This is a genomic window from Microcoleus sp. Pol1C5, assembly GCF_036701115.1.
Taxonomy (GTDB): Bacteria; Cyanobacteriota; Cyanobacteriia; order Cyanobacteriales; family Microcoleaceae; genus Microcoleus.
The window spans coordinates 68,217-82,104 of sequence record NZ_JAUBQE010000030.1; the positions used below are offsets into that span (position 1 = coordinate 68,217).

The window sequence follows — 13,888 nt, forward strand, 5'->3', positions numbered from 1 at the left end:
CCACCCCACAATCAAATTCTCGTGGAACAGGCCGAAAGCCTGTTCATTAAAAATATTCCAAGATATGAGATACAACCAGTAAAATCAAGCAATTATCTCCACTTTGCCGCTATCCAAATCGTAGCGACCCCCAACAACTTTAAGCTTGCCCGCTTTGACTGCTTCAGCTAAAATAGGCGACGAGGATTGTAACTGATTTACATTGATTTTCACATTAGCTCTGACTGCGTTATCCCACGCATCGCCTGTTTGACCTTTGGTCGAATCAACTGCTGGTTTAATCGCCGCCACCAAAGTGCTAATGTGACCAGGCACAGCTTTGCCATCTAAAGCTGCTTTAACAGCACCGCAGCGTTCGTGACCCAGAATTACTAATAGTGGCACGCCCAATTCTAAGGCCGCATATTCTATATTTCCGAGAACCACATCGTCGAGAAAATTGCCAGCTACTCGGATATCAAATAAATCCCCCAATCCTTGGTCGAAAATAATTTCGGGAGCAACGCGGGAATCAGAACAAGCCAGGATGGTTGCAAACGGATGTTGACCCTGTGCTACTTCTACAATCCGCGATCGAGCTTGGTCGGGAAATGTCCGTTTTTGCTCAATGTAGCGTTGATTACCCTCCATCAATTTCTTGAGAGCAGTGTTAGGAGTAATGTCAGTAGGAGTAATGTCAGAGATTGCCTCTGCCTTTGCTGCTTCGGCTTGTAAAAACGCTGGTGCAATGCTGGCCGCCAGCATCCCTGCACCAGCCCTCAGCATTAAATTCCGTCGCGAAATCATACCTGTTCTTTCGCTTTTAGTCATTGCTTGCAACTCGGTTCAATTGTTTGTATTTGTTAGCATAATATATACCACAAGCTCAGTCCGACTTCTTTGATTTTTCTTTACAAGCTGCTGCCGCACAATGTAAACTTCAAAAAAGTATCCCATTTTTATTTCATTCATATTTTATTTAGTAGAGTCAACGGCAGTCATCCTTCTGCGGACAGGGATGCTAGAATGTATCTAAAACGACTATTTTTTATCAATGGCTCGAAATGTCATACGTCGCCAGCATTCATATCTATCCGGTCAAGTCCCTTGACGGCATAGCAGTCAGTCAAGCAACTATTCTAGCCAGCGGAGCTCTAGAAGGCGATCGCTCTTTTGCAATCTGCGATGCAGCAGGAGAATTGGTTAACACTAAGCACAACAGCGGAGTCTGTTTTCTACGCTTATCCTTTGACATTAAAAAGAGAATTGCCGGCCTGAAAATTCAAGGCACCGAACAAGAAATATTTTTTCATGTAGATAGAGAACGCTTGGGAATAGAATCTTGGTTGAGCAATTACTTCGGTTTCTCCGTCAAGTTAATTGAAAACTTGCTGACTGGTTTTCCCGACAATCTTGCTGCACCAGGGCCAACCATTATCAGTACCGAAACAATTGCCGAAGTTGCATCTTGGTTTCCGAGAGTTTGCGTTAACGAGATGCGCCATCGCTTGCGAGCTAATATTGAAATAGGAGATGTCCCGGCTTTTTGGGAAGACCAACTTTTCTCACAATCTGATGAAATTGTTAGGTTTAAAATAGGAACAGTAATATTTGAAGCTATTAATCCCGGTCAGCCATGTATCCTATCTACGCGAAACTATGGGGAGAAAGCAGGCGATCTTAATTTAAAAAATATACTAACAGCCAAGCAGAAGGAAATCATGCCTGACTTGGTAAAAAAAGGGCATTTAAATCACTTTAGTCGGCTGATAGTTAACACGCGACTCGCACCTCAAGCAGCAGAAAAAATATTACACATAGGAGACGAAGTTCAAATTATTACCGTCACCAACTCTCTATTGAATACCATTTCTGATTAGTTGTAGGTTACGAGTCTGATCAAGCCGGCGGCAACTCCAAAGAAAGTTGACCCAAAACACCAGTTCTAAAATCGTTTAACATCTGTCGCGCCGTTCGTTCGACATCTCCTTTATACTTGTCTTTTGCGACCTCGTGCAAATAATCTTCACCATTACTAGATGCTGGATCTAATTTATACCTGGATTTGAAACCAGATAGTGATACCAACGTGTCATCAGTCGCCTCCAGCCCTTGCAGCAAATCTACCATCGCTGCTGCTACTACCTGATTGTCGTAAGCTGCTTCGCCAATATCTTCGCAAATAGCTAATTTTATGGCATTTTCTTGATTGTTAATTCGGGTTGGGATCACTCCAGGCGCGTCTAATAATTCTATTTCGTCGGAAATGCGAATCCATCGGAGCGATTTAGTTACTCCAGCTCTGCGGGCACTGTCTACCACTCTCCGCCCTAACAGCCGATTAATTAAAGCAGATTTTCCCACATTGGGAAATCCCATCACCACTGCACGGACTGGACGGGGCAGCATACCTCGATCGAACCTTCTTTTATTTAGCTGCACCCCAGCATCCTGCACGGCATCCGCCACAGCGTCTACTCCTTGACCGTGCTCGGCATTAGTAAAATACGCAGTTTCTCCCTGGGCCTCAAACCATGTTTCCCACGCCTCGCGCGATCGAGGCGTAATCATATCCATGCGGTTGATGACTAAGACTCGCGGCTTGCCGCCCACCCAGCTCGGCATTTGGGGGTGATAAGTAGCCAATGGAATGCGGGCATCTCGGACTTCGAGTACCACATCTACCCGCTTTAGCTGTTCTTTTAATGCCCGTTCAGCTTTGGCAATGTGGCCGGGATACCAGTGAATTTTCATTAGTTATTAGTTATTAGTTATTAGTTAGTTGTTAATTGTCAGTTGTGAGTTGTCAGTTGTTAGTTGTTATTGGTTGAATGACAACTAACAACTACCGATAACAACGGTCAAAAGTCAACTGCCAACTACCAACAGTCAACTGTCAACTGACAACTGCCAACGGACTAAGGCACAATCAAAACTGCACAAGGAGACAGATTGATCACCCGATTGGTAACGCTGTCAGACGCCCCATCATCGGTTAAACCCATCCCCCGACAGCCCATCACAATCAAATCGGCCCCAATTTCGTCAGCCACATCGCAAATCGTGAAAGCAGGTTTGCCTTCCCGTTCGATGATTTCAGCTTCAATTCCCTGCTGGGAAAACATCGATTGGGCCTCAGAAAGAAGTTTGGCGACTGCTTCGGGGGAAGTCATCACCTCTCGCGCGGGGGCGTCGGCCTCCTCGGCTGGGGGCTCGACTACCGAGAGAATAACTAAGCGAGAGGCGTAGGTTTTCACGATATTGACCACCTTTTCGGCAGCTTCGCGGGCTTCTCGGCTTTGATCTACAGGAAATAAGACAGTCTTGAACATACTGCGCATCTCCGGGACGCGGACTCCGATAAAATGTTTACGTTGAGCCAATCAGTGCCGTTTGTTTCATCTTCCGTTTTTTGTACGGACGCGGTTGAATGCGTCCGAGGCCCAAGTGCAAGTGACCAGTGCCGCCATTTCAACGGAATTCGACAAAAACACACATATTAGGAGGTTAATCCTGTGACAAAAAAAACTGTAGCAAATTTATCGGCATCGGACTTATCGGGCAAACGGGTATTGGTGCGGGCGGACTTTAACGTGCCGCTCGACAACGGCAATATCACCGATGATACTCGCATCCGGGCGGCTCTGCCGACAATTCAAGATTTAGCGTCCAAGGGCGCTAAGGTGATTTTGTGCAGCCACTTCGGCCGTCCCAAGGGTGTGACGGAGAAGTTGCGCTTGACGCCGGTTTCTGTGCGCCTGTCGGAATTGTTGGGTAAAGAAGTCAAAAAGACTGATGACTGCATCGGTGATGAAGTCGCTGCTACAGTCGCCGGGATGCAAGATGGCGATGTGCTGTTGCTGGAAAATGTTCGCTTCTATCCAGAGGAAGAGGCAAACGACCCGGAATTTGCTAAGAAGTTAGCTTCTGTGGCCGATTTGTATGTCAATGATGCTTTTGGTACGGCTCACCGGGCTCACGCTTCTACTGAGGGCGTTACTAAGTATCTGAGTCCTTCTGTGGCTGGGTTTTTGATGGAGAAGGAACTGCAATATCTCGGCAGTGCGATCGACAATCCTCAGCGTCCTTTAGCTGCTATAATCGGCGGTTCTAAGGTTTCCAGCAAGATTGGAGTCATCGAAAAACTGCTCGAAAAGTGCGACAAACTGCTGTTGGGCGGTGGCATGGTTTTCACGTTCTACAAAGCTCGCGGCTTGAACGTGGGCAAGTCTTTGGTGGAAGATGACAAGCTGGAACTGGCTAAGTCTTTGGAAGCTAAGGCGAAGGAACGGGGAGTTGCTTTTCTGTTACCTACTGATGTGGTAGTTGCTGACAAGTTTGCTGCTGATGCTAACACTCAAACTGTCTCTGTTGAAAGCATCCCCGACGGTTGGATGGGTTTGGATATCGGCCCGGATTCAGTAAAAACTTTCCAAGATGCTTTGGCCGATTGCAAAACTGTCATCTGGAACGGGCCGATGGGCGTCTTTGAGATGGAGAAGTTTGCTGTGGGAACTGAAGGTATCGCTCATTCTTTGGCTGGACTTACTAAAACTGGTACTACCACAATTATCGGTGGTGGTGACTCCGTGGCGGCTGTTGAACAGTTGAATTTAGGTGAACAAATGAGCCACATTTCTACTGGTGGCGGTGCTAGTTTGGAGCTGCTCGAAGGTAAGGAATTGCCTGGTGTTGCTGCTTTAGATGAAGCTTAATTAAGTTAAGTAGGGCGGGCTTTGCCCGCCTTGCTGTCAGCAGGTCTATATCCTTGGCTGCGAATCATTTTTTTGAAGATTTACCGCAGAGGGCGCAGAGAACGCAGAGCAAGAGAAAAGAGAGAAGGATATCGGTTTAAAGTCTAGAGTTTGCTAGTATAATTTGTTTGAAGTAGCAGTGAGGTTTGTTTGTGAAACTTAAACTCTTGGCAACTGTAACGGCAAGTTTAGCTTTGTTTGGGCTGGTAGCTCCCGTTAAAGCTCAAAATCCAGATCATGTTAGGCAATTGCTGGAAACTAAAGAGTGCGAGGGCTGTGACTTGAGAAATGCTGATTTGTTCAAGGCTAGCTTGTACAGAGCTAATTTAAGAGGAGCGGATTTAAGCGGAGCAAATCTCTATGAAGCTAATTTGCTAGAAGCGGATTTAAGTGATGCTAATTTGGCAAATGCTAACTTAGTTAATGCCGAGATGTACGGTGCTGAATTGAATGGTGCTAATCTGCGAAATGCGGATTTGTCTAATGCTTTTTTGGGGCGAGCGAATCTGACGAGTGCGGATTTGCGCGGTGCTAAACTTTTTAATGCGAACCTGGGGGAAGCTTATCTGCTGCAAGCTAATTTGTCGAATGCCGATTTGAGGCGTTCGCTGCTGTTTAGAGTTAATTTGAATCGTGCGAATTTAAGCGGAGCGGATATGTCTTTCGCGGATGTGCGCGATACTAATTTGCAGAATGCTATTTTGTCAAATACTAGGCTTCCTGGGGCTCAATTGACCGGGACAAATATTGATGCGGCGAATAATGTGCGGCAGGCTGATTTGGAACGTGCCAACTTGCGAGGTACGAATTTGGCGCCTGGGGTTTGCGTGATCACTACTTTTCCTTATTGTGTTTTGAATGTGGAATAATCTGCTTGCTGAGTGCGTCAGCCTCCATTTTTTTTGCAGCAGCAGGAATTTTTGCTCCAGCCCAAAAACCGATAGAAGTATCCGACTTAAGTCGTGGAAAGATCAAAATTTTAGACTAAAGTTGTAGCTCTCAGATGAATCTGTGGAATAAATCTAAAATCTAAAATCTAAAATCGACTGACCCGGCCCAAAAACCGATAGAAGTCTCCGACTTAAGTCGTGGAAAGATCAAAATTTTAGACTAAAGTTGTAGCTCCCAGATGAATCTGTGGAATAAATCTAAAATCTAAAATCTAAAATCTAAAATCGACTGACTGGCTGGCTGGCGCACCCTAGGTTGAGATCCGAGTTAAGTTTGAGGCGGTTTGTATCCTCTTTCTAGGGCAAATCTCACAAGCTGTGCCCGATTTTCTAGCTGTAATTTGCTGAAAATGCTGCCTAAATGAGCTTGCACAGTCCGGGGGCTAATAAACAGCCGATCGCTAATTTGTTTGTTAGTATAACCCTGGATAACCTCCCAAAAAACTCTTTCCTCGGCTGGTGTTAAAGGCAAAGGTGCAGGTGCTGGCAATACTGCCACAAATTGTGGTTCCACCGCCCTACCGCTAGAAGTTTGAAGCAGTCGGACAATCTCGGCGTGAATCCGGTGAGAGCGCTCTAACTGCGCCTTTACCTTAGCTAAGATTTCTTCAGACTGAAAAGGTTTTACCAGATAATCGTCAGCGCCGATCGAATGACCTTCAACTTTTGACTCAATCTCCCCTTGACCAGACAAAAATATAAACGGGACTAACTGTCCCAAACGGGTAGTTCGCAAACGGCGACAAAACTCAAACCCGTCCATTTCCGGCATCATCACATCTGAAATTACCAAATCAGGGGGGGCATTTTCAAACATTGAGAGCGCCTCCACCCCTGAATTAGCGCATTCCACCCGATATCCCTGACTTTCCAAGTACATTGCTAAGACTGTTTGACAGTCTGCTTCGTCGTCAACCACTAATATTCTTTCCATGACAGGCTTGCACCAATTCCAGTTGGACAGTTCTTGAAACTGCCAGTCCCAAAGTAGGAACTTAAATGAGTTTACCTCCTGCAACTGGATAAAGACTCACAATTTCAAGACGCCACACTTTCTCAAATAGTCCAATTAGGGGCGCCTAGCGCATAAAGGCGGAAGCAGTAGAGCAATATGGGGAATATCCTTCTTTGATTCGCATATCATCAAAAGCTACAACTTTTTATGAGGAAGCCTCAACTTTTATGCAGAAAATAGAAGGTAAAAGAAAGAATTTAACCCTATAAAACTGAAATCTGGGTGACACTTATACTATTCCTAGACCCGACATTGAAAGGTTTTTAGATTTTTCAGGTTCGGACACAGGTACAAAAGGGACAGCGCGAGCAGGTCCTGCTGCTGGGGGCGGCGCGAACCAACTCGGGTCGGCAACCAACATACTTTCAATTATCGGTGCGGGTTCGGGGCGGCTGAACAGATACCCCTGCATGATATCGCACTGATGTTGTTTCAAAAAATCTAGTTCTGCTTCTGTTTCTACTCCCTCAGCAATTACTGTCATATTCAAACTGTGACCAAGTAAAATTACTGCTGTAGTAATAGCAGCATTTTGAGTATCTTCGCTGGCATTGCGGACGAAAATTCGATCAATTTTTAAAGTGTCAAAAGCAAATTGCTTAAGATATCCTAAAGTAGCGTAACCGGTGCCGAAGTCGTCAATAGCAATCCGAATTCCTAGAGCTTTTAGTTGGTTTAAAGTAGCGCCTGCTACTGTCGCATTTTCCACCAAAGCGCTTTCGGTCATTTCTAATTCTAAATTAGCAGGCTCTAAACCTGTAGTTTCCAATATTTGGACGATTCGCGCTTTTAGTTCCGGGTCCGACAACTGCCGGGCCGACAAGTTTACTGATATTGTAAAGGGCGAAAACCCCGCCGCCAGCCAACTAGCGGCTTGAGCGCAAGCTGAAAGCAGTACCCACTCGCCAATCTGAATAATTAAACCTGTTTCTTCTGCTAATGGAATAAATTCGCAGGGAGAAATTATACCTCGATCGGGATTTTGCCAGCGCACTAAAGCTTCAGCGCCGATAACTTTGCCGGTAGCAATATTCACTTGTGGCTGATAGTATACCTGAAACTCACCTTGTGCCAAAGCGTGGCGCAACAAAGCTTCGAGAGCAAACTTTTCAGGAGAGAGGGTCGTAACCTTAGTGGAGTCGTTAACTAAATCTTTGAGTCTGGCTTCTGCTTGGTGAAGCGCGACTGTCAGCGGTTGAGTAATAGTTTGCCGTTTCAAGACGCGAGAAGCAATGGCTCCTAGCAATTCAGCTTTGGTAAACGGCTTTGTCAAGTAATCGTCTGCGCCCAATTCCATCCCCCGACGAAAATCGGTTTTGTCACTTTGAGCCGTGAGGAAAATAAATGGAATTGTTGCAGCTAGCGAGTTTTGCCGCAGAGTCCGCAACACATCATAACCGTCGAGTTCCGGCATCTGCACGTCGCACAAAATTAAATCAGGTATCTCCGAAAGTGCCATCTGCACCCCAGCTCGACCGTTTTCAGCCGCAATGACCCGGTAGCTGTGAGATTCCAGGAGTTGCAGAAGAGTTTCCCGGATTAATTCGTCGTCCTCAATTACCAAAATTTTGAGCATGATACTTAGATAACAGATGGCACTCTATATCAACCTGACTAACTCTAGCATATTCAAACTAACGAATTACCGAGTCGGCCAATTAGCCAATAAACCATTAGCCAAATGGCTGAATATTTTACTTCGGTTCTTAAGTCACAATAAAAGCACGGCTAAAATAGGGAAGAGTTCGATCTCTTTCAAGAGCAGAAAACTTCTGGGCCAGACTCGTTTGATAAATTTTTATTACAAAATACCCGCCGTTTCTCATTAAAAAAAATTCAGCCAACAGTTTCAGTGCGCGGCTGGCGGAAATTACTCAGGCAATCACTTATATGATGTCCGGTTAATTGTTCATAATTAGCCCGTGTTTGTACTTAGAATTTTTGTTTTCTCTTGATGGATGAATCAGTACGGTACCTCCTGACCCAGCCCAAAAATGGATACCTGCGAAGTATAACAGTCGGGGAGAGATAACAATTTGAGACTAAGGTTCAAGCTTCCAGATTCATCCGTAAAGTAAATCTCCAATCTCAAATCTCAAATCGACTGAAGAATAATTTAATTATGGTTGTATAACCAGACATCATATTATCCACTTTATTAATTCACTGGCTTAGTGGAATTCGCGCAAAACTTTTCATCTACAATTGCCGAAGTAATACTGACAGGGTGCATTGATGATGACGGAATAATCAGGTCTTGCGGAACTACCACTGTCTTTTTACAAACCAGGTCGCTACTGCCTACAGAGGCAAAGTTCCAAGCATAAAATTCGGGAGTGCTGACTGTCGCATTGGCCGGATGTAAACCTAGTGCAGTCACTAATACTAATCCCAAAGTCACTAAAGCTACGATCGCGAATCTCAGCATATTCTTTGTTTGAACCCGACAACTTGTCTGATTGGTATTACCTTATTATTGCCTGGGTGGATCGAGAGCGTCAATAGCAGTTATTCGGCCGTCAGGTTCAACTCGTAAGCGATCGGCTCAGATGCTTGAGAAACTACCACGAATTCATAATAACCAGCATCATCCAGCAATCCAGACCAACTAAGCCCCTCTGCATCTTCCAGCAAAGCTCGCGCGCCCTTTGTCCGCCCCGGAGTATAAATTGACAGTAGAGTAGATTTGGGCGGTGCTTGCAAATTCACGCGCAAAGTTTGATTTTGAGCGAACCTGGCAATGTAAGCTTTCCCTTCTCCGGGTTTGAGATTGCCTGTGAGGCGTTTGCTCTTCGATAGGCGGTCAAATTCAACGCTTTCGACAGTTGCTCCAGCTTGTAAGGCTTCGAGTTCGTCGGCGGTAATTGCTTGCCAAATTTGTCCGATCGGCAAACCGATGATATTGCGATCGCGCGGCTGTTCTGGAAACCAATAAAAGAACCTAGCATCAGCCAAATCGTACAAAGCCCGACTGCTCAAATTCAGCTTGTTAACCTCAGTTTTCCAGCGATCGATATCGGCGGTGTCGTAACTGCCCAACCGCGCTCTAGCATTGCTGCTGAGGTTTTCCAGCTTGTCGAGCAACTCGTCGCCGATTTTTTGCCATTTTTCGCGCCACTGGCGATCGTCCTGGCCTTCTTTTAACAATCGTCCCCCCAATTCCGGGTATTTGGCATAAAAAGTCTCGTCCACAAGGTTGACGTAACCGCTATAGAATCGATCGTCAATTTTCAGCTTTACAAAGCGATCTTGCAAAGCATCTTCTTGCTGCTGCTTCGGGTTTGGAGGCTGGGGAACTTTCTGTACTTTTGATTGCAGATTTAACAAAGAATTGCCCGCAAACCAGCCAACTCCCCCCATAGTTGATAGCACCGCCACCACAAACAAAACCATTTTCCAAGCAGGCATTTTTTGCTGATTGCCAATAGCAGCAATTCGCACCGGAGTTCCCGGCAGTTTTGGCGCGGGGGCGGGCACGGGTATAGGCGAGAGATCCGGCGGCTGCGTGAGCCCAAAATCCGGGGCTGGCGGCAAAGGTGGCTGTAAAGGCGGATTGCCGGAAAGAGCAAGCATTACCTCGCGAGCCGAGGAGTAACGCTGGCTCGGCTGTTGAGCAAGCATTTTATCCAGCACCAGGGACAAATTCGGAGACACAGAACATTCCGCCCGCCAGTTCCAATTGAGCGTCTGGCTGTCGAGCAACTGATGCGGTTCCTTTCCAGTCAGCAACACCAAAACCGTGGCCGCCAGAGCGTACAAATCGCTGTGGGGAGAGACGATGCCCATCTGCATCTGTTCGACGGGAGCATAGCCGAGCTTGCCGATGCGAGTCGCGGGGGCGAGAGTGCCGTTAGCCTCAGCGAACAGAGACTCTACGGTGGCGGCGACTTGTTTTACTCCGCCGAAGTCGATCAGCACGGGCATCCCGTCAGAACTCCGCAGAATCAGGTTGTCCGGGGAGATGTCGCGGTGAATCACTCCCAAAGAGTGAATGTATTCGAGCAGGGGCAAAATCTGCAGCAGCAATTGATTGATTTCTGCTTCTATAAACCGCAAACCCTGACGCTTGCGGGCGTCGAGCAAAAAGCGGTAGGTTTGACCGGGAACGTAGTCTTGGACGAGAAATAGGTAGCCTCGATCGCTGATACTGACCCGGAAGAGTTCGCGAAAGCGGGGGATTTGATTGTGTTGCAGCTTGTAGAGCACTCCTGCTTCCCGCTCGAACAGTTCCTCGGATTTTTGTAAAGCGTAACTTCCATGTACTTGGGGCGCAAATTCTTTTAAAACGCAGGGTTCGTTAAATCGGTGAGCATCTTCTGCTAGGTAGGTGCGCCCGAAGCCTCCGTGTCCCAATTCGCGGACGATGCGGTAGTGGTTGTTGAGAGTTATGCCGGGGTAGATGGGATTGTTCATTGGAACTTGCTGCGTCGGATTTTCACGCTTGACTGAGACTGGGAGTTTTGGGCGATCGCTGAATTAATCTTGACATAGTGTGTGAGTGTTTATTAGTCGATCGGCAGCTTCGCTATCCCCTATGGTTATTGTGAAAACAGCGATTTCGTGCTATGGAAGTTTATCTACTGCGCCATATTTTCGATCGACCTCAAAATGTGTTCAAATTTTTAGTGTCCAGCCCAATGTGCGATCGGGTCGCGCCGCGCTACTAATTGAATCTTGAGCGATCGAGGTGCAAAATACCCATTTTAAGGAGCCAATCATGCAGCCAGAACAGCGTCAGCGAGCAATTGGGGCGTTTGAAGAGTTTTTGAGGGCGCCGCTTGAGGAACGATTGCAACACCAGCAGAATCGAGTTGCCGAATCCGGGGCGATCGCGCTTTTTCAAAAAGTCGCGGCCACAGTACCAGCTTACCAGACTTTCCTAGCTGCACTTAACATCAATCCCGCCTCAATTCAAACCTTTGAAGACTTCCAAAAATTGCCGCTAATTACCAAAGAGAATTATTTACGCTGTCACCCGCTACCTCAGTTGTGTCACCAGGGGAAATTAGAAACTTGCGATTTCATTGCTGTTTCATCTGGTTCGACAGGAAACCCGACATTTTGGCCGCGTTTTATCAGCGACGAGTTGCAAATTGCTGCTCGTTTTGAACAAATATTTCACGACAGTTTTTACGCCGACACTCGCTCAACTTTAGCTGTCATTTGCTTTCCGTTGGGAACTTGGGTAGGCGGAATGTACACGGCCAATTGCTGCCGCTATCTAGCGAGTAAGGGCTATCCAGTTACAGTTGTGACGCCTGGGAATAATAAGACTGAAATATTTCGAGTTGTGCAGGAACTTGGGGAGCATTTCGATCAAGTAGTTTTGTTGGGATATCCGCCATTTATCAAGGATGTGATTGATAGCGGAATTGCTGGGGGTGTAGAGTGGCAAAAATATCGAATTAAGATGGTGTTTGCGGGGGAAGTATTTAGCGAAGAATGGCGGGGTTTGGTGAGCGATCGCACTAATTCTGAGAATCTATATTACAACTCTGCGAGCCTTTATGGTACTGCGGATGCCGGCGTTTTGGGCAACGAGACACCGCTGAGCATTTGCATCCGCCGCTTTTTAGCAAACAATCCCGAAGCAGCACGCAATTTATTCGGGGAATCGCGCTTGCCAACGCTGGTGCAATACGATCCGAAAAGTCGCTTTTTTGAAGTGAATAATGACGGCACGCTGTTATTTTCTGGCGACAACGGCATCCCGCTAATACGCTATCACATCTCGGATAACGGCGGTTTAATTTGTTACGAAGCAATGCTCAATTTTTTGGCAGAATGGGGATTTAACCCTGTGGCACGTTTGCAGCAAGCAGCAGGTATGAAAGTTTCTGATTTCCCCAGAGGAATTCGCTGCTTGCCCTTTGTCTATGTATTCGGGCGATCGCACTTTACCGTTTCCTACTTCGGTGCCAACATTTACCCGGAAAATGTCACCGTAGGTTTAGAAGTTCCCACCATTCGGGAATGGGTGACTGGAAAATTTGTGCTGCAAGTCAAGGAAAATACGGAGCAAAATCGGTTTTTATCGGTGGTTGTGGAATTAGCACCGGGGGTGGATGGCAACGAGGAGATGCAGCAGGCGATCGCATCTTCAATTCTCACGCAATTGCGGCGGCTAAACAGCGAATTTGCTAATTACGTTCCGCCAGAATATCAGTTACCTGTGGTGACATTAACTGCGACGGGCGATGCGGAGTATTTTCCGATTGGGGTGAAGCACCGATACACGCGGCAGTAAGTAGTTTGAATTGATGAGCTATCAGTTTTCAAAAGTATTGTATTATTATAATATAATTAGGGTGAAAGTTGATGGTTCAGCTTAAAATATGCCAGCAAAAGACATCTACCACAATACTGTCAGAACAGCTCTAGAAAAAGACGGGTGGACGATAACAAACGATCCGCTACCCTTAAAAGTTGGTAAACGTACTCTCAGTGTTGATTTAGGTGCCGAAAAACTATTTGCTGCCGAAAAGCAAGGTCGCAAAATTGCTGTAGAAGTTAAAAGTTTTGTGAGTGCTTCACCAGTTCATGACTTAGAAGAAGCTGTTGGACAGTATATTGTTTACGAAGATATTCTACAGCGAGCGGAACCTGAACGGATAATATATCTGGCAATTCGTGCAGAAGTTTATGCAGAAATCTTTTCTGAACCTATCGGGCAGATTTTGTTAGAGAACAAGAGATTTAAACTAATAGTTTTTGATTCATTAAAGGAGACAATTGTCAGATGGATAGACTAGATGAATATCGCCAAATTGTTCGCAATGTTTTAGATAGTTATGCCCAGATTTCTTACGGACACGGAGAAATTAAAAGCAGCGTTATTGTTGACAGCGAACAAAACAATTTTTTACTGATGCACGAAGGCTGGCAAGGGCCTAAAAGAATTCACGATTGTATCGTTCATGTGGAAATTATCGACGGCAAAATTTGGATTCAACAAGATGGCATAGAAACGGGAATTACCGCAGAACTTGTAGAATTAGGAGTGCCTAAAGACCAGATAGTTTTAGGGTTTCATCCGTATCATGTTCGGCAACATACGGGATATGCGATCGCCTAAACGCGCTTACAATACAGAAACTTAGAATAAAAAGGACGATCGCTAAACTGTATCGGGATCAATATTTAATTCTCGCAGTTTCGCGGCCAGGCGATGGGTTCGTTTCTGCGCGCAG

The 13,888-nt window shown here is 46.0% G+C and carries 13 protein-coding genes; 6 read left to right on the plus strand and 7 right to left on the minus strand.

Annotated elements, in window-relative coordinates:
* Positions 1-84 precede the first annotated feature (84 nt).
* Complete coding sequence (locus QUA23_RS17810) at positions 85-810, minus strand: carbonic anhydrase (protein WP_333072896.1); 726 nt, start codon at positions 808-810, stop codon at positions 85-87.
* A gap of 233 nt (positions 811-1,043) precedes the next feature.
* Between QUA23_RS17810 and QUA23_RS17815 the strand changes: the two genes are divergently transcribed.
* Positions 1,044-1,859 (plus strand): MOSC N-terminal beta barrel domain-containing protein, encoded by an 816-nt coding sequence (locus tag QUA23_RS17815; RefSeq protein WP_333072895.1) that lies wholly within the window; start codon positions 1,044-1,046, stop codon positions 1,857-1,859.
* A gap of 19 nt (positions 1,860-1,878) precedes the next feature.
* On the opposite strand, the gene ylqF is transcribed toward QUA23_RS17815, so the two are convergent.
* Together ylqF and QUA23_RS17825 are read right to left on the minus strand one after the other, a co-directional pair.
* Complete coding sequence (gene ylqF / locus QUA23_RS17820) at positions 1,879-2,733, minus strand: ribosome biogenesis GTPase YlqF (protein WP_333060647.1); 855 nt, start codon at positions 2,731-2,733, stop codon at positions 1,879-1,881.
* Positions 2,734-2,897: 164 nt separating this feature from the next.
* On the minus strand, positions 2,898-3,311 hold the full coding sequence (locus tag QUA23_RS17825) for a universal stress protein (protein ID WP_333045478.1): 414 nt from the start codon (positions 3,309-3,311) through the stop codon (positions 2,898-2,900).
* A gap of 183 nt (positions 3,312-3,494) precedes the next feature.
* Here QUA23_RS17825 and QUA23_RS17830 point away from each other — a divergent pair, with 183 nt between their 5' ends.
* Positions 3,495-4,694: a phosphoglycerate kinase gene (locus tag QUA23_RS17830; protein ID WP_333072894.1), complete on the plus strand. Its 1,200-nt coding sequence runs from the start codon at positions 3,495-3,497 to the stop codon at positions 4,692-4,694.
* 191 nt (positions 4,695-4,885) lie between these two features.
* Positions 4,886-5,602, plus strand: coding sequence for a pentapeptide repeat-containing protein (locus tag QUA23_RS17835; RefSeq protein WP_333072893.1), 717 nt, complete (start codon positions 4,886-4,888; stop codon positions 5,600-5,602).
* 349 nt (positions 5,603-5,951) lie between these two features.
* Here the strand turns inward: QUA23_RS17835 and QUA23_RS17840 are convergent, their stop codons facing one another.
* The 4 genes from QUA23_RS17840 to QUA23_RS17855 all read right to left on the minus strand — a co-directional run bounded on the left by QUA23_RS17840 (position 5,952) and on the right by QUA23_RS17855 (position 11,111).
* On the minus strand, positions 5,952-6,617 hold the full coding sequence (locus QUA23_RS17840) for a response regulator (RefSeq protein WP_333072892.1): 666 nt from the start codon (positions 6,615-6,617) through the stop codon (positions 5,952-5,954).
* A gap of 310 nt (positions 6,618-6,927) precedes the next feature.
* Positions 6,928-8,274, minus strand: coding sequence for an EAL domain-containing response regulator (locus tag QUA23_RS17845; protein WP_333072891.1), 1,347 nt, complete (start codon positions 8,272-8,274; stop codon positions 6,928-6,930).
* 582 nt (positions 8,275-8,856) lie between these two features.
* Positions 8,857-9,126: a hypothetical protein gene (locus tag QUA23_RS17850; RefSeq protein WP_333072890.1), complete on the minus strand. Its 270-nt coding sequence runs from the start codon at positions 9,124-9,126 to the stop codon at positions 8,857-8,859.
* 80 nt (positions 9,127-9,206) lie between these two features.
* On the minus strand, positions 9,207-11,111 hold the full coding sequence (locus tag QUA23_RS17855) for a serine/threonine-protein kinase (RefSeq protein WP_333072889.1): 1,905 nt from the start codon (positions 11,109-11,111) through the stop codon (positions 9,207-9,209).
* 304 nt (positions 11,112-11,415) lie between these two features.
* Here QUA23_RS17855 and QUA23_RS17860 point away from each other — a divergent pair, with 304 nt between their 5' ends.
* The 3 genes from QUA23_RS17860 to QUA23_RS17870 all read left to right on the plus strand — a co-directional run bounded on the left by QUA23_RS17860 (position 11,416) and on the right by QUA23_RS17870 (position 13,773).
* Complete coding sequence (locus QUA23_RS17860) at positions 11,416-12,945, plus strand: phenylacetate--CoA ligase family protein (protein WP_333072888.1); 1,530 nt, start codon at positions 11,416-11,418, stop codon at positions 12,943-12,945.
* 88 nt (positions 12,946-13,033) lie between these two features.
* The gene (locus tag QUA23_RS17865; protein ID WP_333072887.1) at positions 13,034-13,450 is read left to right on the plus strand and encodes an element excision factor XisH family protein; all 417 of its coding nucleotides are present in this window, start codon (positions 13,034-13,036) and stop codon (positions 13,448-13,450) included.
* The gene (locus QUA23_RS17870) at positions 13,438-13,773 is read left to right on the plus strand and encodes a XisI protein (RefSeq protein ID WP_333072886.1); all 336 of its coding nucleotides are present in this window, start codon (positions 13,438-13,440) and stop codon (positions 13,771-13,773) included. Before QUA23_RS17865 ends, QUA23_RS17870 begins: the two co-directional genes overlap by 13 nt.
* The last annotated feature ends 115 nt before the right edge of the window (positions 13,774-13,888 follow it).